The sequence below is a fragment of the Corynebacterium sp. 22-2729 genome (assembly GCF_053479475.1).
Map to the genome: position 1 here is coordinate 14,332 of NZ_JBRBCA010000013.1, position 21,967 is coordinate 36,298.

Below are 21,967 nucleotides of genomic sequence, written 5' to 3' on the forward strand. Positions count from 1 at the left end.
ATACCTCGCCTACTTCTAACGCCAAGAAGGCAACCACATGCGCATGTCGAAAGCAGCGTCATTGAGGGGTGCGGCTGTGTAAATCGGCAAGAAATACAGGAAATTCCAGACCACCAGCATCAAGTAGATGACGACCAGCAGCTGTCCAGGGCGAGCCTTGACGAATGCTCGAGGGGAGGAATACGGCTGGGTTACGCCCGGGCGCTGCCAGCGCACCAACTGACCCAGAGCCATAGCCAATGCGATGGCAAGGAATGGAACCAGGTTTGCAGCGTAGAACAAGTACATCTGGCGATCGAGGTTAAACAGCCAAGGAACAAATCCAGCTGCGAAGCCAAGAACCGGCACCACCCAACGGCGATCCTTGTGCACGATGAGGCACCACAGACCCCACAACATCACTGGAACGCATACCCACCACACAGCGGGAGTGCCGACCAGCAGGATCACCTTATGGATACCTTCATCGTTGGAGGGACTGTAATACATTAGCGAACGGCTGGAAACGAGCCATGACCAGGGCTTTGATTCCCAGTTGTGGTGGTGGCCATTGGAATTGGTCAGCTCAGTATGAAAACGCAGGACAGACACGTGGTAGTAGATAAAATTCTGCACGGTGTCTGGCAGGAAAGACCAGAACCAACCCTCCGTAGTACTAGCGAACTCACCGGATTCCACTGCGTGACGGAACACTCCCGCTTCGGAGGCGAACCACGCGCGCCAACTGACGACGTACAGGATTACGGGCACGATCACGATGGAGAAGAAGGAGGGTACAGCGTCGAAGAAGGCGGTTCCGAGAAGGGGACGGGCTACGCCGAAACGGCGGCGTCGAAAATAATCAACCGCAACGATCGTCACGCCGAAAAAGGCCATGTAGTAGAGGCCATTCCACTTGACCGCCAGCGACAGGCCCAGCGCGACGCCGGCGGTAAAGCGCCACCAGCGATAACCCATGCGGGGACCAAAAACCGAATCCTGGATGCGATCCGAAGCCCAGACGCGCTGGAAGCGATCCTCCATCTGCTCAGCATCGCGGACGGCGCAATAAGCGGCCAGGCACAAAAGAAATACCTGGAAATGGTCCAACATTGCCGAGCGCCCGGTGACGAAAAGAATGCCATCGCAAATGGCGATGGTGCCGGCGAACATACCCACCAAATCCGACTTAGAAATGCGCCGAGCAATGGAGGCGATCAGCAGAATCACAACGACAGCCAGCAGAGCGGACATAATGCGCCAGCCCCACGGCGTATAGCCAAAAAGGGCCATGCCTAAAGCTTCGATTTGTTTACCGAGCGGTGGGTGGACGACCAATCCATAACCCGGGTTATCCTCGATGCCGCCAATCAGCGGATTAGACCAGCTCTGAAAAATTTGCCAGGCCTGCGGCACATAGTGTTTTTCGTCGAACACGGGAGTGCTCGCATCCGTTGGCCGCTGCAGCATCATGAGGCGACTCAGGGCGCCCAGCACGCCGAGGGCGAGCATGATGCCAGTCCAACGGGTCAGTTTGAATGACCGTGCCCGCGCAGCGATAGTTGCCCGACGTGCGCTTTTCCGTGCCCTTTCGGGGGTTTTCGGGGTAGCTGCTTTCACAGGCGTCGTCGGCGGCGTGGGTGGGGTCGTTGACGAGGTCGGCACGAAAGACAACCTTAGTAGAAGCACCGGACAAGCGGGAGCAATGGCGGGCATACTGGCGGTTATGAGTGATGCTGTTGATGCCGTAGCTACCGTTGATGCCAATGCGCTCGTCGCCCGCGCAGTCGAGAACCGTCCCTTGCCACGGGGCGGGATTATCCTGGCGGCCACGCCCTTGGGCAATCCACTGGATGCGTCTATACGCCTTATCGACGCCTTGGCGAGTGCCGATATCGTGGCCGCGGAGGATACCCGGCGTACTCGCACACTCGCGGACACACTGGGAGTGGAGATCGCAGGCAGGCTCTATTCAAACTTTGACCACAACGAATCCGAGCGGGCCGAGTTCTTCGTCGAGCAGGCTGAGCAGGGGCGTCGTGTGCTGGTGGTCACTGACGCAGGTATGCCCTCTGTTTCCGACCCCGGTTTTCCGCTGGTCGTTGCCGCTCGGCGCGCCGGAGTGCCGGTGACCTGCTTGCCGGGGCCTTCTGCTGTGCCGACTGCCCTGGCGCTATCGGGTTTGGGCATGGGGCACTTTGCATTTCTGGGATTCGCGCCGCGCAAGGACGGCGCCCGGAGGTCTTTCTTTCAAGCTTTTAGTGACGCCACCTACGCGGTTTGTTTCTTTGAATCTCCGCACCGGCTGGCCAAGACTCTGCAGGTGGCAGCAGACGAATTGGGGGAGTACCGCCAGGCAGCGGTGTGCCGTGAACTGACAAAAACTTTCGAAGAAGTAAAGGTTGGCGGATTGGGGGAGCTGGCTCAGTGGGCGGCTGAAGGTGTGAAAGGGGAAATATGCGTTGTGGTGGATGCCGCTGCAGAAACAGAGGAACCAGATGTTGATTCTCTGGTCGAACTGGTGGAGCAGAAGGTTGCACAGGGCGACCGGTTAAAGACAGCAGCCGGAGAGGTGGCGAAAGCCAAGGGAGTGAGCAAGCGCGAGCTTTATGAGGCCGTCCTGCGCGGTCGCGGGGAATGAAGCGGTTGAAAAGTTCCAGCGTAACCCCCACTATGTAAAGAATGACAGTGTCAAGAGAAGAAGTGTTAGCGAAAGAGACTGAAGAGGTGGATGCTGGCCAGCTCATGGATGAGTCTGAGCAGGATCAACCGATCGATTGGGTGGTAACCGGCAGTGCTGCGGCTTTGATTTTGGCAGTCGTACTGTGGGGCGTGTTCGGTGGCGATAGCTTCGCCGCATTCGCTTCTACTGCCCTGAGTTACGTGGTGGGCGACTGGGGCTGGCTGTACGTGCTGGCCGGAACCGTGTTCGTCGTTTTCATTCTGTTCATTGCGTTCAGCAAGTTCGGGCACATCCGATTGGGGAAAGATAACGAATCCCCAGAGTTCAACAGTGTGTCCTGGGTGGCGATGATGTTCGCTGCGGGCATGGGTATTGGCTTGATGTTCTATGGCGTCACTGAGCCACTGACTTATTACCGCAACGGCGTGCCAGGATCGAAGGATCACGACGTGGCAAGTTCCTTTGCTTCTACACTTTTCCACTGGGGCCTGCACCCGTGGTCTCTGTATGCCATCGTGGCGCTTGCTATCGCCTACAGCACCTTTCGCTTGGGGCGCAAGCAACTCCTCTCCGCAGCCTTCATCCCACTGATCGGAGAGAAACGCGCCGAGGGAGCACTCGGCAAGATCATTGATGTCGCCGCTATTTTCGCCACCGTCTTTGGCACCGCCGCGTCTCTGGGTTTGGGCGCTGTGCAGATTCAGTCTGGCCTGAAAGCAACGGATCTTATTTCCAACCCGGGTACTTCCGTGATCGTCGGCACGATTGTGATCCTGGGTCTGTGTTTCCTGGTTTCCGCTGCGTCCGGCGTAGGCAAGGGAATTCAGTACCTCTCTAATGCGAATATGATCCTGGCCGGTCTTATTGCACTATTTGTCCTGATTGCCGGGCCAACTGTGGTGATTTTGAATCTGATCCCGACTTCGCTGGGCAACTATTTTTCCCAGTTCTTCAGCATGGCAGCCCGTACCGCCGACTCGGGCGAGGGCGCGGGCGAGTGGCTGGGCTCTTGGACCATCTTCTACTGGGCATGGTGGGTCTCCTGGTCCCCATTCGTCGGGATGTTTGTCGCACGTATCTCCCGCGGTCGTACCATCCGCGAGTTCGTATCCGTTGTGCTCATGGTGCCTACTGTGGTCACCATCATCTGGTTTTCGATCTTCGGTGGCTCTGCCGTTCACGCAGAGGACACGGGCAACTCCATCTGGGGCGATGGTGAGGCCACCAGCCAGCTATTTAACCTGTTGCACACTCTGCCTATGGGCAAGGTCGCAAGTATCGTTGCGATGATTCTGCTGGCGACCTTCTTCATCACGTCCGCCGATTCTGCGTCCACGGTCATGGGCTCAATGTCGCAGCGCGGCAAGCTTGTCGCTAACCGTGGTGTCACGGTTCTGTGGGGCGCCCTGACCGCAGTGATTGCTCTCATGCTGCTGCTCACCGGTGGTGACGAGGCACTAACCAACTTGCAGAACGTCACGATCATTGCGGCAAGCCCCTTCCTGCTGGTGATCATTGCGTTGATGTTTGCCATCTTCAAGGCCTTGTCCAACGATCCTCTCTACCTGGATCAGAAGGCGCAGCGAGAATACGCTCTGCGCATGGCACGCGAGCGTCGCATCAACAAGCAGCGAGAAGCTGCGAATGCAAAGAAATCCCGGCGCGTCGAGGGAGCTGCCAAGGAAGCTGCCAAGGGAACTCAAGACGCATAAACTGACGCTATAGAAAAGCAGCCCAGGTAACCTGGGCTGCTTTCGCATCGTATAAGCGGATCACCTAATCTTAAGGTTATGTCTAAACGAGTTCTCACCTCAGTTGCATGGCCTTATGCCAACGGCCCCCGTCACATCGGCCACGTCGCCGGGTTCGGTGTGCCCTCGGATGTTTTCGCACGCTATCAGCGAATGGTCGGCAACGAGGTGCTCATGATCTCGGGCACCGACGAGCACGGCACACCGCTGCTGGTGCAAGCGGAAAAAGAAGGCACGACCGTTCAGGAACTTGCGGATCGTTACAACCGCATCATCGTCGAAGATTTGGCGGGACTCGGACTTTCCTATGATTTATTCACCCGCACCACCACGCGCAACCACTACGCCGTAGTGCAAGAGCTCTTCACCGGCCTTTACAACAACGGCTACATGGTCACCCAAACCACTCGCGGAGCCATCAGCCCGTCAACGGGGCGTACCCTTCCGGATCGCTATATCGAAGGCACCTGTCCGATCTGTGGCGCTAAGGACGCCCGTGGCGACCAATGTGACAACTGCGGTAACCAGCTGGATCCTGAGGATCTCATCGCCCCGCGCTCCAAAATCAACGGCGAAACCCCGGAATTCGTCGATACCGAGCACTTCATGCTGGACCTTCCCGCTCTAGCCGACGCGCTGAGCACCTGGCTCAAAGGCCGCACCGATTGGCGACCGAACGTCCTGAAGTTCTCCCTCAACTTGCTAGAGGATATTCGCCCGCGCGCTATGTCCCGCGATATCGACTGGGGTGTGCCGATCCCCGTCGAGGGATGGCAGGACAACAACGCGAAGAAGCTCTACGTGTGGTTCGACGCCGTCGTGGGCTATCTCTCCGCGTCCATCGAATGGGCCTGGCGCATCGGTGACCCTGAGGCATGGCGCAAGTGGTGGAACGAACCGGAAGCGCTGTCCTACTACTTCATGGGTAAGGACAACATCACCTTCCACTCCCAGATTTGGCCTGCCGAACTGCTGGGATACAGCGGCAAGGGAGCCAAGGGCGGAGAGGCCGGCGAGTTGGCCGAGCCAGAGCTGAACCTCCCGACCGAGGTTGTGTCTTCCGAGTTCCTGACAATGTCGGGTTCCAAGTTCTCCTCTTCCAAGGGAGTTGTGATCTACGTCCGCGACTTCCTCAAGGAGTTCGGTCCCGACGCACTGCGTTACTTCATCGCCACCGCCGGCCCGGAGACCACTGACACCGATTTCACCTGGGATGAGTTTGTGCGCCGCATTAACTCCGAACTCGCAAATGAGTGGGGAAACCTGGTTAACCGCACGGTCTCTATGGCCTACAAGAACTTTGGCGAAGTGCCTACCCCAGGACCGCTCACTGCAGAAGACGAAGCACTGTTGGCCGAATCCGCCAAGGCTTTCGACGTGGTCGGCGACAACCTCAGCCGCTCTCGCTTTAAGGCCGGCATTACCGAAGCCATGCGCATTGCGGGTCGTGCCAACCAGTACATCGCCGCAATGGAGCCATGGAAGCTGGCGAAGGACGAATCGCAGCGCGAGCGTCTCGCCACGGTTCTGTACACCGCACTGCAGGTCGTCTCGGACGTCAACACCTTGCTCACCCCCTACCTGCCGTTCTCCGCGCAGAAGATTTATGAAACTCTCGGCGGGGAAGGGACTTGGGCAGCTCAGCCAGAGGTTATTGAGGTGACTGATGAGTCTCCGCGGGAGCCAATGGGCGTCGGCCTACCGGAAAAGGGACGTACGTACCCCGTCATCATGGGCGACTACACAAAGCAAAAGGCGACATGGGCACGCCAAGAGATTCAGCCCGGAACGGTACTGCACAAGCCAAAACCACTGTTCCCCAAGCTGGACCCAGAGCTGGCTGAGACCGGACCCGAGTGGGCTCCTGTCCAGAAGTGACGCGGAGCTAGTCCGCGCGGCGTAGACCCGTAATCGGCATCAGCACCTCGTGGACGGATTCCACGCCCCGCCATGGGTATGCGTTCCAGCCACGGCGATCAGCAGCATCCAAGTTGGTCTGGCGATCGTCAAAGTAAACCAGGGAAGCGTCCTCGTAGCCGGCTGCGGCCGCGGCCTGCTCGAAGCGACGGAACGCGCCCTGGTGGGGCTTAGTGAACCGCAGGTCGGGGGAGAAACAGGTGACGGCTGCACCATCGGTCCAATCCTGGCTCAGCACCGCCTCCATCACCGGTCGCGGCGCGTTGCTGAAAATGCCCCATGGCTGATCAATAGCGTTGAGGTGGTTCAGCAGGTTGAGCACAGACGTGTTAACGGTGGAGCACAGTCGGGTGTCCGTCTCCTGCAACTCGGCGAGGAGTTCCGGGGTAGGGCTTACCCCAGCTGCGCGGCAGAGCGTGGTGAAATAGTCGTTCGGTCCCATCGAAAGACTATAGCTTTCGCGGTAGCGGCCATAGGCGGCCTCGAAGCTGAACGGATCAGTGATGATGGTCGGAACGCTAGTCTGACTGCCGGTATTGTCGCGGGACTGGATGCTGGCGTGGCGGATCATCACAGTGGTGAGCTCGCGCAGAGTGTGGCGGCGCTGAACCAGTACGCCACCCAAGTCGAAGACGATGAAGTGTTCCATGGTCAGAGTGCTTTCCTTTGCAGTTGCAGTGGTGTGGGAAGTAGCTGGTGGGAACTAGTAGGTTTAAAGCTAGTGTGCCTCGCCTGCATGGCCAGAAGGTGGCGCCAACGCGAAGCTAAAACGAACCGGGGGTGAACAAAATGCCGACTGTGCGACAAGGAGCGCGTCGCATCCCTTCCGCCGTCGCTTTCATTGCGGCATTGGCGGTATTGCTGACTAGCTCCAACTTGCGCAGCCCTGTGAGCACTTTTCCGCCCATCGCGGACCAGGTCGCCGATGGGCTGGAGGCTTCCGGGCTATTCATCGGCTTAGTGGGAATGGCCCCTACCGCAATGTTTGCCGTTGCCGCGATCCTTTCTGGTCCCATGGCCAAGGCGTTGTCTTTTCGGGCCGTCATTAGCACGGCAATGGTGCTCGCTACCGCCGGATTTGGACTAAGAACTATCGCATCCAACGAGATGCTGTTCCTTGCCGGCACCATGATCGGGCTGGTTGGGGTTGGTATAACCAACACCCTCTTACCCGCCGTGATTAAGGACTATTTTCCTTTCAAGCTCACGGTCATGTCCATTGCCTACATGGCAGTCGGGCAGGTCAGCATGGCCACTGCTTCTGTCGTTGCCGTGCCGCTCGCCGAACTCGGGGGCTGGCGTGTGGCGATCGGAGTGTGGGCCATCCCGCCGCTTTTGGCGCTGCTGTGCTGGGGTGTGCTTGTGTTCGCTGTGACTCCGGGAACCGCCAGCCAACGCGGTGGCGAGATGTTGCGACAAGCGCACCCACGGAAGCTGATGGGCGTCATAAACAACAAAAACAACGAGTCCCGCGGCGCCTATAGTCATATTTGGAAAAACCCCGTGAGCTGGGGGATTGTGGTCATGTTCGCCATGACCTCCTCGATTTCCTACTGCTTTATCACCTGGGCGCCAAAGATCATTGTGGAGTCCGGTGGCTCGGCACAGCTCGGTGGGGTTATCGGCGGAGTGTTCGCCATCGTCGGCACGGCGTCATCCTTCTTGGTGCCGTGGATGACCTCGCGCTTCGAACGCGGTGCGGCGGCGGTGACGATCCTCTCTTGTAGCTGCATGTTCGTTGCGCTGCTGATGGTGATTACTGACCCCATGCGCCTGCCGGTGGTGTGGATTTCGTTGGTGTCGCTGGGATGCTCGACCTTCCCGCTCGGGTTGATGCTGATCGCGACCCGCACTCGCGAACCGAGGGCCGCCGCGGTGCTCTCGTCGGGCGCGCAGGGCATCGGGTACACCGTCGCCTGCATTGGGCCTTTTGGTTTTGGTGCTCTTTATGACGCCACTGCGTCCTGGACCATCGGACTGAGTGTTCTCGTGGGATTTAATGTCGTCTTGCTGGGCGCGGGATTGGTGGCTAGTCGGAGGGTATTCGTCGACGATCGTTGACGGCCGATGACGGTTGCTGATAACCAGCCGCCAAAGGGTATTAAGGTGGTGCGCATGGCTAAAAAGAAGCGTCCCACCCCTGTTCCGCCCGAGCCGATTGTGCCCCTTTTCGATGCGCACACTCACCTCTGGTCCACGGTATTGAAGAACCAGCGCAGGGAGGATGCGGATGCTCGCGAGTTCGGCGAGGGCGATCACCGGCGCTTGGTGGGGGAGTTTATGGATCGCGCATATGCGGTTGGTGTGCGCGGGGTATGCACGGTTGGCGATGGTATTGAGGAAACGGAGAAGGCCTTGCAGGCCGCGGAGTTTCATGATCGTGTATGGGCGGCCTGCGCTGTGCATCCCACAAAGGCACAGACGGTGACAAAAAAGGTGCGCGAGCGTTTGCGGGAGATGGCCTTTCACCCACGCTGCGTGGCGATTGGTGAAACTGGATTGGATTCCTATTGGATTGGCAAAGATGCAGGAGATGGGGAGGAGACCCCGAGCATTGAGGTGCAGGAGGAGGCACTGCGCTTCCATATTGACCTGGCCTGCGAATCCGGCAAGGCGTTGATGATCCACAACCGTGAAGCGGAGGCTGATCTATTGCGAGTGCTGGCCGATGCGCCCCAACCGGAGAACGTGATTCTGCACTGTTTTTCCTCTCCACTGGAGGTGGCCAAGGAAGCTCTGGATCGTGGCTATGTGCTCTCCTTTGCGGGCAACGTGACTTTCAAACGCAATGAGGAACTTCGTGAAGCGGCACGGATTGCGCCGCCGGAACAGATTCTCGTGGAGACCGACGCTCCCTATATGACGCCTGAACCTTTTCGCGGTGCACGCAACGAGCCGGCTTTTGTGGGCTACACGGCGGCGTGTGTGGCGAAACAACGAGGAGTAAAGCCGCAGGAGCTCGGTGAGCTAGTGACAGCCAATGCTGCACGGCTCTATGGGATCGAACTCCGCTAGTGAGGTGTGTGTTTCTGCTGTGACGCGAGGTAACGAAAACGTATAAAAATTAACGCAAGTTAGCCTGCGTGTTTGCTGTTGTTGCAGATGTACCCCCATATTTGTGATTTGTGGAACATTTTGCCCCGGATCTTTGTCTCGCAAGGATCGTTATCGTATTGTGACAAAAGTTGAAAAAATCGGCGTTCGGGCGCCCCGAGCAACAAGCGCAGTCGAGACCTCGGGGCGTCACAATGAGAGAGGCAACGATCTAGTGTCACCGAAGAAGAAGTCCCACCTGCACCGCATTAACAACACCAACTCCACCCCGCTGCGCATCGCCACGGGTGGCATGCTCGCCACCCTGGTTGTCGGCGGCGGCGTTGCGGTCGCTGGGCAGAAGTCGGTCACCCTCGACGTCAACGGTGATATCATCCAGGCCAGCACCATGTCCGGCGACGTCAAGGGCGCCCTAAAGTCCGCTGGCGTGGAAATCGATAACCGTGCCATGGTTACCCCGGCACTCGATGAGGCCATCGGCGACAACTCCACGATCACCGTGCGCAGCGCTCGCACCGTGGCGCTCACCATCGACGGCAAGCAGGAAAAAATTGATACCACCGCGCTGACCGTAGGCTCCCTGCTGGATCAGATTGGTCGTAGCGATGCTGCAAACCAGCTGTCTCAGACGCGCAACAAGGAAATCCCGCTCGACGGCATGGAGCTGGAGATCGTTACCCCGAAGAAGTTCACCTTGAACGACGGTGGTGAAGAGGGCCGCATGAGCCTGCCCGCCCGGACCGTGGGCGAGATCTTCGAAATGCGCGGCACCCCGCTGGGCAAGGAAGACAAGGTCACCCCGGCCGCAGACACCCCGCTGGCAGAGGGGATGCACATTGACGTCACCCGCATCGCCACCCGCGATGAAACTAAGGTGAAGGAAGTTCCGGCTCCGGAGCGTGTGAAGGAAGACCCGAACATGCCAGAGGGCAAGGAAAAGATTGTCGAAAAGGGTGCTCCGGGCAAGGCTCGCGTCACTGTCACCGTCCGTACCGTCAATGGCCAGGAAGTAAGCCGCGACGAGAAGTCCTCCAAGGAGATCGCTGCTCCGAAGGAGCGCGTAATCATCCGCGGCACCAAGAAGGCTGCCGACAGTGAGGATTCCAAGGACTCCAACACGGGCGCAGCTGCACCGTCTGTAGCCGACGGTTCCGTATGGGATCAGCTGGCACAGTGTGAGTCCACCGGCAACTGGTCCATCAACACCGGCAACGGTTTCTCCGGAGGCCTGCAGTTCACCCCGTCCACCTGGGCAGGCTTCGGTGGCACGCAGTACGCACCGGCTGCCCACATGGCAACCCGCGAGCAGCAGATCGCCGTAGCCAAGAAGGTGCAGGCTGCCCAGGGCTGGGGTGCATGGCCTGCCTGCACTTCCAAGTTGGGTATACGCTAACCCGCTCGCCTCACTGCGCACCTTCGTCGGTTTTTATCGGGCACTAGCTCGACTATCCTGTGAATGGTGAATGAACGGAAGATTCGGCTGCTGGGGCCAAATGAGATCCGGCAGCTTGCCGAAGAGCTGGACCTAAACCCCACCAAGAAGCTGGGGCAGAACTTCGTCCACGACCCCAACACAGTGCGCAAAATCGTGAAGGCCGCCGACGTGTCCGCCGCGGACAACGTGGTAGAAATCGGGCCTGGCCTGGGGTCTTTGACTCTAGCGTTGCTGGAAACTGGAGCGAGTGTCACTGCCGTCGAAATCGACCCACGACTGGCCGGGAAACTACCCGCAACCCTTGCAGAACAAGGCGCCGAGGGGCTTGACGCTGCAGTGATTCTCAAGGACGCAATGGTCGTCACCGCCGAGGACTTTGCGAACGCGGGACGCCCACTTCCCACCGCACTTGTCGCGAATCTTCCCTATAACGTTTCCGTGCCTGTGCTCTTGCACATGCTGGAGGAATTCCCCAGCATCGATCGCGTGCTCGTCATGGTGCAGCTGGAAGTTGCAGACCGCCTAGCTGCGACTCCTGGCTCCAAAATCTATGGAGTGCCCAGTGTGAAGGCTGGTTTCTATGGTTCCGTCAACCGCGCGGCGACCATCGGTAAAAACGTTTTCTGGCCTGCCCCCAAGATCGACTCTGGTCTGGTGCGGATAGACCGCTATGCCGAGGGAGAGCAGCCATGGGCGGAGATCGTCCGTGAAGCTGGCGAAGACACTGAATCAGAAGACACTGAATCAGAAAACACTGAATCAGAGGCGCTGCGCCGTGAAGTGTTTGCTTTGGCTGATGCGGCATTCCTACAAAGGCGCAAGACCTTAAGGGCCGCACTGTCCGGCCATTTCGGTAGCGGTCAAGCTGCCGAGGAGGCGCTGCGCAGCGCGGGGATCGATCCAACCCTGCGTGGCGAGAAGCTCTCCACCCAGCAATTTGTGCAGCTTGCCGTGACCTCCCTGCAAGGAAGTCAGCGAGGGGCTCGATGAGTGTGTCGCATATTTTTGGACCCCAAAAACCTCCATATCGCTCCATAACGGCGAGTGCGCACGGTAAGGTTAACTTGCACTTAGGCGTAGGTCCGGCCAGGGAAGATGGCTACCATGAGCTGGACACGATCTTTCAGGCTGTCTCCCTGAAGGAGGAGGTCACCGTAGCTCTGCGCGAGGATGATGATCCCGCGGAGTGCACGTGGAGCGTCTCCGGCTTTGACGCACACCTGGTACCGCAGGATTCCAGCAACCTGGCGTGGAAGGCTGTGGCTGTTATCCAAGACTTGGCACGGAAAGCTCATGTGCCCTGGGCAGACAAGCCCGTGCATATCCATATCGACAAAGGGATCCCCGTTGCTGGTGGCATGGCCGGTGGTTCGGCAGATGCCGCGGCCGCGCTGATTGCCGCTACAGAGCTGTACTTTCCGGCCCCCCGTGCTCCGCGTCGCCCGGATAGTGCAAAACTGGTAGAACTGGCCGCTGACCTGGGAGCAGATGTTCCTTTTTGCCTCCTCGGCGGCACCGCATGGGGCACAGGCAAGGGCGAGAACCTCATGCCCGTGATAGCCACAGGTACATATCACTGGGCCATCGCCACTGATAAACGCGGCCTGTCCACCCCGTCGGTTTTCAAACAACTCGATCAGCAGCGTGCTAGTGCAGAAGTGAACAGCCCAAAGGCCACCCGCGCGGGCAGCCCCGAAGCTTTGATCACTGCCCTTCGCGGGGGTGACCCCAAAGAGGTAGGCAAACTTCTAGTCAACGATCTGCAGGCACCGGCCATTAGTCTGCTGCCCAGTCTGCGGGAAACCCTCAGAGCCGCCGCTGAAGCCGGGGCCATTGCCGCAATCGTTTCCGGCTCCGGCCCGACCGTGGCCATGCTGTGTGCTTCTGCTGACGACGCGGTGGAGGTTGCCACAGCCGTAAGCGTCGCTGGAAAAGCCAGCTCCACAATGACGACTAATTCCCCAGCTGCAGCTGCGGGCGTCATAAAAAGGGAGGAAGTACGTGACTAACCTCATCAACCTAGAAAAAGTCTCGAAGAGCTACGGGCTAAAGACCCTTCTCGATGACGTGAGCCTCGGCGTGGATAGCAACGACCGGATTGGCGTAGTGGGACTCAACGGTGGGGGTAAGTCCACCCTGCTGAATATTCTGAGCAAGAAGGACGAACCGGATTCCGGGCGTGTGAGCCACAACAACGACCTGCGCATGGCCATGGTCACCCAGGATGTACTGCGCGACGCACCGGCAGCTATGACCGTTGCCGGGGCAGTGCTGGAACCACTAGGGCTGCAGGAGTACGAATGGGCGGGCAATCCGAAGGTCCGTAGCGTACTTAACGGATTGGATATCGCCCGCCTGGGGCTGGATGCGAAGGTGCAGGAGCTCTCCGGTGGCGAGCGTCGTCGCACGGGCCTGGCCGCTGCTCTAGTGCAGGATCTCGACCTGTTGATTCTGGATGAGCCGACCAACCACCTGGATGTCGAGGGCGTGCAGTGGCTCGCTGAGCACCTACTGAGTCGCAACACTGCGCTGGTTATCGTCACCCACGACCGCTGGTTCCTGGACACCGTCGCCAACCACACCTGGGAGGTACACGACGGAGTGGTGGACGTGTACGAGGGCGGCTACAACGACTGGACTTTCGCTCGCGCGGAACGTGCCCGCCAGGCCGATGCCGCTGAACAGCGACGTCAAAACTTGGCGCGTAAAGAATTGGCGTGGCTGCGCCGCGGCGCACCGGCGCGTACCTCCAAGCCGCGATACCGCATTGAGGCCGCGGAGTCTTTGATCGCCGATGTGCCGCCGATGCGAAACAAAGTGGAGCTCATGAGCTTCTCCGCACGCCGACAGGGCAAAAAGGTCATCGATCTGGAAGACGCGCGTATCACCACGCCCGACGGGCGCACTCTGGTCGATGACCTGACCTGGCGCCTCGGCCCCGGCGAACGCATTGGCCTGGTCGGAGTAAATGGCTCTGGAAAGACCACACTGCTGCGCACTTTGGCCGGTGAAGCGCCATTGGACAACGGACGTCGTGTGGAAGGCAAGACTGTGCGCCTGGGATGGTTACGCCAGGAGCTGGACGACCTGGATCCCACGAAGCGGTTGCTCGAATCCGTTGAGGATGTTGCCAGCTATGTGACCTTCGGGGAAAAGGAAATCACTGCTTCGCAACTGGCTGAGCGCCTGGGCTTTAGCGCGAAGCGGCAACGCACACCCATCGGCGATCTTTCTGGTGGCGAAAAGCGCCGCCTGCAGCTCACTCGCGTGCTCATGAGCGAACCGAACGTGCTGCTGCTGGACGAGCCGACCAATGACCTCGATATCGATACGCTGCAAGAGCTCGAAAGCTTGCTGGATGAATGGCCCGGTACGCTCGTGGTTATTTCCCACGACCGGTATCTGATCGAGCGCATCTGCGATTCCACCTGGGCGCTTTTCGGCGATGGACAGTTGACTAACCTGCCCGGTGGAATTGAGCAGTACCTAGAGCACCGCAAACAACAGGCCAGTGCGGAAGAACGCAAGAACACCCTGTCGTTCGACGCTGCTGGTTCGGTCGCCGGTGCAGAGTCTGACGCTGTTTCTTCTGGACGCCCCAGCCTCGGTGCCAAGGAAGTTCATGCTCTCACTAAGGAAATGAGTGCGCTGGAAAGGAAGATGACCAAGGTCGAAGCAAAGATCAATTCCATCCACGGGAAGATGAATGAGGTGGCAGAGAAGGCGGCCACTGGGGAGCCTGTCACCGAGGAGTTAGCTGCGCTTGATAAAGATTTGAAGGCAGCCCAGGATGAACACGGCGAGCTAGAGATGAAGTGGCTGGAAATTGGGGAGAAGCTTGAAGATAGCTGATGTTGCCTCCGATGCCGAGGAGGAGCTTGCGGAGAGGTTTAGCGCCGCCAGGGATCAGTGGGAGTCCCACGTTGATCCCGGTGGCGTGGTTGTCGGCGCGCTGTTGTTTGCAGCCTCGCTGACCCCTTCGCTGTTGCCACGCGACTGGCTTTTCCAGGGAGTCGTCGCTGGTATCTCCGGTGGTACGGGCTACATCATGGGCGTCTTTCTGCATTGGCTGTGGGAGGCGTTTCTGCACAAATACTTCAGCGAACCTCTGTGGAAGTGGCGCCGCAAAGCCAGGGAATATGTGCGCCGCTTCCAACTCCGCGCTGGTCTGAGTGACCAGAGGATGGGGAAACTCAAGACCGGCCTGGAGGTCGTCTTCGTCCTTATTGTGATTCTGGCTCTATTGGTGTGGATCTCCTTCGCTGTCCGCTGGCAGCAGGAGCTGGCAAACCTAATGGGCGCGGAGGCCTATACGGCGGGAGAGTTCCTGTTGGTGTTGCCCGTTGGCATTGGCTTGTGGGCGCTGATTGTCCTTGTGGGCAAGGGGTTGCTCTGGCTGATCGAAGTCTTGGAGGAAGGCCCAGTCGGGCGCCGTCTCGGCGGAGTTACTCGACAATTGTTTGCCTGGATGGCGGTTGTGCTGGCTTTGGGGTTCGTTGTGGATACGGTTGTGCCCGGCACGATCGTGCACGCAACTGAAAATGTGTTTTCTGTCCGTGACCAGGAGATTAGAGCGGACCTGAAACAGCCTCATGTGCCGGAGCGTTCCGGTAGTTCGGCGTCACCTAATAAATGGGAAGACCTGGGTGCTTTCGGTACGCGCTTTGTTGGACTGGGGCTCTATAAGAACGAACTTGAAGAGCTCACCGGCCGCCCTAGCAAAGAACCCATCCGGGTGTATGCCAGCTTGAAGAATGGCAGCGAAGATACCGACGCGGCGCGCGCGGAAAGTGTGGTCAATGAGTTGAAACGGACGGGGGCAAAGGATCGTCGGGCGCTGCTTGTGGTCCCCGCGACCGGCACAGGGTGGGTGAACCCCACGGCTGCTCAAGCTTTCGAGCTGATGTTTGATGGTGACTCCGCTATCGCCTCGGCGCAATACTCGTACCTGCCTAGCGGCGTACAGTTCATCGCTGATCAGCAGCGTGTGGAAGACGCTGGCGAGGCGCTAGTTTCCACCGTCGTCGACTGGTGGCACACTTTGCCGAAGGACCATCGGCCTAAGCTCTACGTCTATGGCGAATCTCTAGGTACCAATGCCGGCAGCGGCGCGTTTTCAGGTGTTCGGGACATCGCCGCCAGCGTTGATGGTTTGTTATGGGCGGGGCCACCGAATTCCAACAAGTTGTGGCACGGCCTGGTTGACCGGCGCGATCCCGGTTCGCCGCAGGTTTCTGCGGAATACGCGGGCGGGTTGAATGTGCGCTTCGCCGAAAACACCGATGAAATCTGGAGTTGGCGCGATGAGGTGGACTTGAATTCCCCAGGTGGTTGGCACCATCCGCGCATCCTTTTCCTGCAACACCCCTCTGATCCAGTGGTGTGGTGGTCACCGTCGCTGATAGCCAGGGAACCAGACTGGTTAAAGGAACCCGCTGGGTTCGACCGCTCGCCGTCGATGTCGTGGATTCCTTTTGTTACGTTCTGGCAGGTAACAATGGATCTTCCCGTCGCCGCCAATGTGCCGAATGGACATGGGCACAATTACGGCAATGGGGTGCTGGACGCCATGCTCGCGATGGTCGGCGGGGAAGACTTCAACCCTGTTCGAGCTGAAGAACTGCGGAAACAACTGGACGAGGCAATGCTCACCCAGGGGCCGGAGAAAGAAGTCGGGGTCGACAACGGCTAATACGAGCCGGGGCTGCTTGCATACCGCAGAAAAGCGTAGGCTGGGGAACCATGATCCTTATCAACGTTAAGTACAAGGTTCGCCCGGAGTTCGCCGACACCTTCCTGCAGGAGGTCTCCTGGTTCACTGAGTCCACCCGTGCGGAGGAGGGCAACATCTTCTTCGACTGGTTCCGTGATCCGGAAACCCCGAATGAGTACCTACTGATCGAAGCTTTCCAGGACGATAGCGACGTTGCGCACGTCGAGTCCGAGCACTTCAAGCGCGCCTGCGATGAAATGCCGAAGTACCTGCTGGAGACCCCGGAGATCATCAATACGAAGATCCCGGGCAAGACCGAGTGGGATCGCATGGCTGAGTTCCGCGTCGAGGACAACTAGCCCAGTAATCAGCATGACCGTCAGTGTTTTCGATCTCTTCCAGATCGGCGTAGGCCCGTCATCCTCACACACCGTCGGACCCATGCGCGCGGGGCTCTCATTCGCGCAGCAGGTCAAGGCGCTTTTTGCCGATGACGCCGCGTCCCCTAGCGCCACCGATTCAGGTTCCGACGAGGGCTTGCACCCGCTGGGCGCTGACAAGCTGGCGAGCGTTGTGAGCTTGCCCGATGAGGGCGAGAACGGTCCCAGCATCAGCATCATCCTCTATGGCTCGCTGGCGGCTACGGGCGCGGGCCACGGAACGCTCGGAGCGTGTCTGCTGGGGCTGGATGGTGCCGATCCGGCGCAGATCGACCCGGATTATATGCAGACCCGCCTGGAGGAGATCCGGGCTACGCGCACCATCCATCTGGCAGGGGACAAAAACTTGCCGATCACATGTGGCTTCGAGGACATTGTCTTGCGTCCCACTGTGCGTCGCTCGGTGCATACAAATGCGATGACCTTTGTGGTCAACGGTGTGAATGGCGTGGAGCCACTAAAACAGACCTACTATTCCATCGGCGGTGGCTTCATCCGCACCGAAGAGGAAGTTCCCACTCTCGATGAACTATCCGGTCCGTGGTTATTCGAATCCGGTGACAAGCTGATCTCGCTGGCCGAACACGAGGGATTAAGTCTGGGAGAGGTGCAGCGGCGCTGTGAGCAATCGTTGCGCACCGATGAGCAGATCAATGCGAACCTGGATGCTATTGCACAGGCCATGCAGGATTGCGCCAAGCGGGGCGTGTCCTTTGCCGGAGTACTGCCCGGCGCTCTGATGGTACGCCGCCGCGCCAAGCGCTGGTACGACCAGCTCATGGAGGAAGATCCGCATCGCAGCGCGGAATTTTCCGAGGACTGGGTGAACCTGGTGGCGCTCGCCGTCAATGAGGAAAACGCCGCCGGTGGACGGGTGGTGACCGCCCCGACCAACGGAGCGGCAGGCATTATCCCGGCTGTTATGTTCTATGCCCGCGAGTTCACCCCTGCGGGGAAGCAGGATCCTTTTGACGTCAACCGGCGATTCTTGCTGGCCGCGGGAGCGATTGGATCGCTGTACAAGGAACGCGCCAGCATCTCCGGAGCTGAGGTCGGCTGCCAGGGCGAGGTTGGCTCCGCTGCCTCTATGGCCGCAGCTGGATTGGCGGAGGTACTGGGCGGTTCACCACGCCAGGTCGCCAATGCAGCGGAGATTGCCATGGAGCATTCGCTGGGGCTTACGTGCGATCCGATCGGTGGTTTGGTGCAGATTCCATGCATCGAAAGAAATGCCATCAGCGCCGGGAAAGCCATCAATGCTGCGAAGATGGCTATGCGCGGGGACGGAGACCACCATGTCACCTTGGATGAGGTCATTGAGACCATGCGACAGACCGGAAGGGACATGTCCGAAAAGTACAAGGAAACTGCCGGCGGAGGCTTGGCGACAAATGTTTCAGTCAATGTCCCTGAGTGCTAGGACACGCTAGTTCTGTGTCTCAGCGGGGGACGGAGGGACAGGGCGGCTCTTGTGGGACAACGCGAAGTGAATGGTCATCACTGCCAACGCAAGGATGGTCCACCACAGGTAAGAGTTACCCACAATGACCTGCCAGAGATTCCAATCCAGCTCACGCTGTTCCTGGAAGGGGACGAAGGCGGTGGGTTCGAAGGCGAAGGCCGCGAACCCCAATACCACCAGGGAAGTCCACAGCCAGCGCGGGGTGCCCACAGGGGAGGCAGGGGTGGCGAAGGCGTAGCCCGCCAATGCCACCAGAAGTACCGGTGCCCAAGACCAGTGGTGATTCCAGGAAATCGGGCTGGCTAGCAGAGCAAAGAGCGCATTGACGCTAAGAGCAGCGATGGGAGCCTGGGCCTTGAGCAAGCTGAACATGACGAAGGTGATGACCACTAGCGAGACGCACACCAGGATTATCCACAGCAAGCTTGAGGAGTCCTGCGTCTGTAGCCCGAAGCGGTGAAGGAGGCCGTTAAGGCTTTGGTTCAAGGCATACTCATGGTTGCCGATGCGTCCGGTTTCGCGCAGCGTGTGAGTCCAATATTCCTTGGAGTCACTGGGCAGAATCAGCCAAGCCAGAGCCGTGGTACCCAGCGTGCCCGCACCCATGCGCACGATGGAACCCCAGTCCTTGCGCAACAGGAACCACAGGCCGAACACTGCGGGCGTCAATTTGATGGCTACCGCAGCACCCGTGAGCAGACCCCGATAACGACGAGGAACGACCAGTGCATCGGCAAAAACCATGCCCATCAACAACACGTTGATCTGCCCATAGGCAAAGGTGGTGTGAATGGGGCTCAGGTGGATAAGAACAGTTGTCAACGCGACCGAGACCCATGCGGCAGAGGTGCGATCCACCCTCGCCGCCATGTGCAGAGTGTAGGCGAACATCCACCAGGTAAGGAGCGCCGTGGCGGAAGCGAGCAACACGGCGGAGAGGTCATAGGGAAGTACCGCAAGAGGAGTGAACAATACCGCCGAAATAGGAGGATAGGTAAAAGGCAAGAATGTATCGCCGATGATGTGGAAGTGGCCGCTATAAAGCTCCTGACCATCCAGTACTCGCTGCGCGCCCACCCGATAAACATCGAGATCCAGGTGATAGTGGAAGCCCCGAGTGTTCACAATCGTGGGAAGGAAAGACAGCACCGCGAGTACGCTGAGTACGACTTTCAAAGGGACGCCGATTTTGAGGTGCCTGAAATCTTCGACGTGCGCCGGGGTGTCTTCCTTAGTCTGCATAAAGGCTTATTATTCCATCTTCATCGCGGAAGGTTCGCGAGCGGTTGACGATGGTGGTGCATTAGGCGTTGCCGCCTGCAAAGAACTAAGCTTGGAACAATGAACAACGCACTACCCAAGCTGGACAAACAGGCCTATGAAGAGGAGCTGAAGAGGCTCCAGGCGGAACTCGTCGAAATGCAGCAGTGGGTGGTGGAAACCGGCGCGCGCATCGTCATTGTGATGGAGGGGCGCGATGCAGCGGGCAAGGGGTCCGCGATCAAGCGCATCACCCAGTACCTCAGCCCACGTGTTTGTCGCATCGAGGCGCTGCCCGCGCCGAACTCTCGCGAACAAGGTCAGTGGTACTTCCAGCGCTATATTGAGAAGCTGCCGACGGCCGGTGAGATCGTTATCTTCGACCGCTCGTGGTACAACCGCGCTGGTGTCGAGCGCGTGATGGGCTTCTGTACAACCCAGGAGTACCGTCGCTTCCTGCACCAGGCGCCTATCTTTGAGCGACTGTTGGTAGAAGACGGCATTATCTTGCGTAAGTACTGGTTCTCTGTTTCCGATGAAGAGCAGATTCGTCGCTTCCAATCTCGCCAGTCGGATCCACTGCGCCAGTGGAAGCTGTCCCCAATGGATTTGCAGTCCATCACCCGTTGGGAGGACTACTCGCGTGCGAAGGACGAAATGTTCGTCCACACCGACATCCCCTCCGCCCCGTGGTACACAGTGGAGTCTGAGGATAAGAAACGCTCCCGCATCAACGTGATCAACCACCTGTTGAACACGATTCCGTGGGAGTATGTCGAAAAGAACGTTCCGAAGATCCCGGAGCGGCCGGAATCCGAATCCACCTATGAGCGCCCGCCGCGTACCCAGTTCCGTTATGTCCCGGATGTGGCGAAGATGCTGGAGAAGGATCTGGTTAAGAAGGAAGCCAAGCGTGTGGCCGAGGAGGCTGCGGCGTCCAAAAACGGCAGTGACGGCAAGAAATCCAAGTCCAAGAAGGGCGATAAGGAAAAATCCAAGGACAAAAACAAGAAGGATAAAGCCAAGTCCAAGTCCAAGAAGAGTGACAAGAAGTCCAAGAAGAAGAAATAGGAGTTCTCAAGGTCACTAAAAGCTAGGCAGGTCTGAGAATCTGCCTAGCTTTTTTCTATTCTGATGAGGGAAAACTTACTTTAGGCTGCGCGCTTTTCTGGTTCCTGCAATCATAGTTGCATGGCAGACAAGAAGAGGAAGCAGCCGATGTATGACCCGGAGGCGGAGGTTACCGCTGTTGTAGCGGGACGCGTCGGAGTGATCGAGCTGAATCGCCCGAAGGCTCTCAATTCCTTGAACGCGGAGATGATTCGCCTGATCCGCGAGGCGGTCGATAGATGGGCCGATGACGATTCGATCCGCTTCATTGTCATCAAGTCCTCCTCCGATCGAGCATTTTGTGCCGGCGGCGACGTGCGCTACGTGCGCACGCGGGACATGAAGCGCATGTACCGATTCGGTGACGCCTTCTTCGAGGAGGAATACGACCTCAACGAACGCCTGTCCATAGTCAACAAACCCGTCATTGCACTGCTTGAAGGAATCGTTATGGGCGGGGGTATGGGCATTTCCGTACACGGATCGCACCGCATCATCACTCCCCGTACGCTCGGCGCTATGCCAGAGGCGGCGATCGGGTTCGTGCCCGACGTAGGGATGTCGCACAAGCTGACCCATCTGGATGTTCCGCCAGCCATTGGCCTGTTTATCGCTACGACAGGGTGGCGCCTAAGCCCGGCAGATATGCTTTACACCGGGCTGGGTACGAACCTGGTGGCAGATGTTCACGCTTTCGAAGCTGCTTTGCAAACTGATGAATTGCCAGAGGCACTGCGCGAACATGCGCTGGAACTACAAGAGCTGGACGAACCAGTTTCTACGCTGCAGAGCCACTCCGAGTGGATTGAGCAGACTTTCGCCGAAGGCTCGTGGGCCGAAATCGAGGCCCGGATTGCTAAGGATGCGGATTCTGTTTCTGACGCCGAGTTGGCGCAGTTCATAACCAAGGTGACAGATTGCTTGAAGGGAGCCAGCCCTGAGAGCCTGGTGGCTACCGTGGAGCTGTTCCGTCGTGCGGAAAACTCAACACTGCGTGAGGCTTTGGACATGGAGTACAAGGTTGGCTCAGAGCTGCGTCGGGGGAAGAATTTCATTGAGGGTGTTCGCGCTGTACTGGAACACAAGGATTTCAATGCTCAATTTGAGCCTGCGTCCACGGACGAAGTGGATGTGCAGAAATGGCAGGAGCTGCTGGGATAGTT

General features: G+C 58.6%; 17 protein-coding genes. 14 read left to right on the forward strand and 3 right to left on the reverse strand.

Annotated elements, in window-relative coordinates:
* Nucleotides 1-15: 15 nt before the first annotated feature.
* Entirely contained in the window at nt 16-1,491 is a 1,476-nt protein-coding gene (locus tag ACUY2T_RS09385) for a dolichyl-phosphate-mannose--protein mannosyltransferase (RefSeq protein WP_448308374.1), read from the reverse strand.
* A 214-nt stretch (nt 1,492-1,705) separates the two neighbouring features.
* Here ACUY2T_RS09385 and rsmI point away from each other — a divergent pair, with 214 nt between their 5' ends.
* The 3 genes from rsmI (at nt 1,706) to metG (ending at nt 6,291) form a co-directional block, all read left to right on the forward strand.
* Entirely contained in the window at nt 1,706-2,620 is a 915-nt protein-coding gene (gene rsmI, locus ACUY2T_RS09390) for a 16S rRNA (cytidine(1402)-2'-O)-methyltransferase (protein ID WP_293791039.1), read from the forward strand.
* A 41-nt stretch (nt 2,621-2,661) separates the two neighbouring features.
* A complete protein-coding gene (locus ACUY2T_RS09395; protein WP_448308375.1) occupies nt 2,662-4,374 on the forward strand; it encodes a BCCT family transporter in 1,713 nt (570 codons plus the stop codon).
* A 78-nt stretch (nt 4,375-4,452) separates the two neighbouring features.
* Nucleotides 4,453-6,291, forward strand: coding sequence for a methionine--tRNA ligase (gene metG / locus ACUY2T_RS09400; RefSeq protein WP_448308376.1), 1,839 nt, complete (start codon nt 4,453-4,455; stop codon nt 6,289-6,291).
* A 7-nt stretch (nt 6,292-6,298) separates the two neighbouring features.
* Here the strand turns inward: metG and ACUY2T_RS09405 are convergent, their stop codons facing one another.
* Nucleotides 6,299-6,979 (reverse strand): HAD family hydrolase, encoded by a 681-nt coding sequence (locus ACUY2T_RS09405; RefSeq protein ID WP_448308377.1) that lies wholly within the window; start codon nt 6,977-6,979, stop codon nt 6,299-6,301.
* A 149-nt stretch (nt 6,980-7,128) separates the two neighbouring features.
* Here ACUY2T_RS09405 and ACUY2T_RS09410 point away from each other — a divergent pair, with 149 nt between their 5' ends.
* The 9 genes from ACUY2T_RS09410 (at nt 7,129) to ACUY2T_RS09450 (ending at nt 18,392) form a co-directional block, all read left to right on the forward strand.
* Complete coding sequence (locus ACUY2T_RS09410; protein WP_448308378.1) at nt 7,129-8,391, forward strand: MFS transporter; 1,263 nt, start codon at nt 7,129-7,131, stop codon at nt 8,389-8,391.
* A gap of 54 nt (nt 8,392-8,445) precedes the next feature.
* On the forward strand, nt 8,446-9,345 hold the full coding sequence (locus ACUY2T_RS09415; protein WP_448308379.1) for a TatD family hydrolase: 900 nt from the start codon (nt 8,446-8,448) through the stop codon (nt 9,343-9,345).
* Nucleotides 9,346-9,598: 253 nt separating this feature from the next.
* Entirely contained in the window at nt 9,599-10,777 is a 1,179-nt protein-coding gene (locus ACUY2T_RS09420) for a resuscitation-promoting factor (protein ID WP_293790982.1), read from the forward strand.
* 63 nt (nt 10,778-10,840) lie between these two features.
* Nucleotides 10,841-11,809: a 16S rRNA (adenine(1518)-N(6)/adenine(1519)-N(6))-dimethyltransferase RsmA gene (rsmA, locus tag ACUY2T_RS09425; protein ID WP_448308380.1), complete on the forward strand. Its 969-nt coding sequence runs from the start codon at nt 10,841-10,843 to the stop codon at nt 11,807-11,809.
* On the forward strand, nt 11,806-12,828 hold the full coding sequence (locus tag ACUY2T_RS09430; protein WP_448308381.1) for a 4-(cytidine 5'-diphospho)-2-C-methyl-D-erythritol kinase: 1,023 nt from the start codon (nt 11,806-11,808) through the stop codon (nt 12,826-12,828). Before rsmA ends, ACUY2T_RS09430 begins: the two co-directional genes overlap by 4 nt.
* Nucleotides 12,821-14,671, forward strand: a complete 1,851-nt coding sequence (locus tag ACUY2T_RS09435; RefSeq protein ID WP_448308382.1) for an ABC-F family ATP-binding cassette domain-containing protein — start codon at nt 12,821-12,823, stop codon at nt 14,669-14,671. The genes ACUY2T_RS09430 and ACUY2T_RS09435 overlap by 8 nt, the downstream gene beginning before the upstream one ends.
* On the forward strand, nt 14,658-16,511 hold the full coding sequence (locus tag ACUY2T_RS09440; protein WP_448308383.1) for an alpha/beta hydrolase: 1,854 nt from the start codon (nt 14,658-14,660) through the stop codon (nt 16,509-16,511). The genes ACUY2T_RS09435 and ACUY2T_RS09440 overlap by 14 nt, the downstream gene beginning before the upstream one ends.
* 50 nt (nt 16,512-16,561) lie before the next feature.
* Nucleotides 16,562-16,891, forward strand: coding sequence for a putative quinol monooxygenase (locus ACUY2T_RS09445; protein WP_448308384.1), 330 nt, complete (start codon nt 16,562-16,564; stop codon nt 16,889-16,891).
* A gap of 13 nt (nt 16,892-16,904) precedes the next feature.
* Entirely contained in the window at nt 16,905-18,392 is a 1,488-nt protein-coding gene (locus ACUY2T_RS09450) for an L-serine ammonia-lyase (protein WP_448308385.1), read from the forward strand.
* A gap of 6 nt (nt 18,393-18,398) precedes the next feature.
* Here ACUY2T_RS09450 and ACUY2T_RS09455 read toward each other — a convergent pair whose 3' ends face one another.
* Nucleotides 18,399-19,676: a glycosyltransferase 87 family protein gene (locus ACUY2T_RS09455; protein ID WP_448308386.1), complete on the reverse strand. Its 1,278-nt coding sequence runs from the start codon at nt 19,674-19,676 to the stop codon at nt 18,399-18,401.
* A gap of 99 nt (nt 19,677-19,775) precedes the next feature.
* On the opposite strand from ACUY2T_RS09455, the gene ppk2 reads away from it, so the two are divergent.
* Nucleotides 19,776-20,765, forward strand: a complete 990-nt coding sequence (ppk2, locus tag ACUY2T_RS09460) for a polyphosphate kinase 2 (protein ID WP_448308387.1) — start codon at nt 19,776-19,778, stop codon at nt 20,763-20,765.
* Nucleotides 20,766-20,885: 120 nt separating this feature from the next.
* A complete protein-coding gene (locus ACUY2T_RS09465) occupies nt 20,886-21,965 on the forward strand; it encodes a 3-hydroxyisobutyryl-CoA hydrolase (protein ID WP_293790991.1) in 1,080 nt (359 codons plus the stop codon).
* The last annotated feature ends 2 nt before the right edge of the window (nt 21,966-21,967 follow it).

Coding starts and splice junctions, on each gene's coding strand:
- ACUY2T_RS09385 (WP_448308374.1), bottom strand. CDS start 1,491: ATGCTCGCCCTCGGCGTGCTGGGCGCCCTGAGTCGCCTCATGATGCTG.
- ACUY2T_RS09445 (WP_448308384.1), top strand. CDS start 16,562: ATGATCCTTATCAACGTTAAGTACAAGGTTCGCCCGGAGTTCGCCGAC.
- rsmA (WP_448308380.1), top strand. CDS start 10,841: ATGGTGAATGAACGGAAGATTCGGCTGCTGGGGCCAAATGAGATCCGG.
- ACUY2T_RS09465 (WP_293790991.1), top strand. CDS start 20,886: ATGGCAGACAAGAAGAGGAAGCAGCCGATGTATGACCCGGAGGCGGAG.
- ACUY2T_RS09455 (WP_448308386.1), bottom strand. CDS start 19,676: ATGCAGACTAAGGAAGACACCCCGGCGCACGTCGAAGATTTCAGGCAC.
- ACUY2T_RS09450 (WP_448308385.1), top strand. CDS start 16,905: ATGACCGTCAGTGTTTTCGATCTCTTCCAGATCGGCGTAGGCCCGTCA.
- ACUY2T_RS09430 (WP_448308381.1), top strand. CDS start 11,806: ATGAGTGTGTCGCATATTTTTGGACCCCAAAAACCTCCATATCGCTCC.
- metG (WP_448308376.1), top strand. CDS start 4,453: ATGTCTAAACGAGTTCTCACCTCAGTTGCATGGCCTTATGCCAACGGC.
- ACUY2T_RS09405 (WP_448308377.1), bottom strand. CDS start 6,979: ATGGAACACTTCATCGTCTTCGACTTGGGTGGCGTACTGGTTCAGCGC.
- rsmI (WP_293791039.1), top strand. CDS start 1,706: ATGAGTGATGCTGTTGATGCCGTAGCTACCGTTGATGCCAATGCGCTC.
- ACUY2T_RS09415 (WP_448308379.1), top strand. CDS start 8,446: ATGGCTAAAAAGAAGCGTCCCACCCCTGTTCCGCCCGAGCCGATTGTG.
- ppk2 (WP_448308387.1), top strand. CDS start 19,776: ATGAACAACGCACTACCCAAGCTGGACAAACAGGCCTATGAAGAGGAG.
- ACUY2T_RS09395 (WP_448308375.1), top strand. CDS start 2,662: ATGACAGTGTCAAGAGAAGAAGTGTTAGCGAAAGAGACTGAAGAGGTG.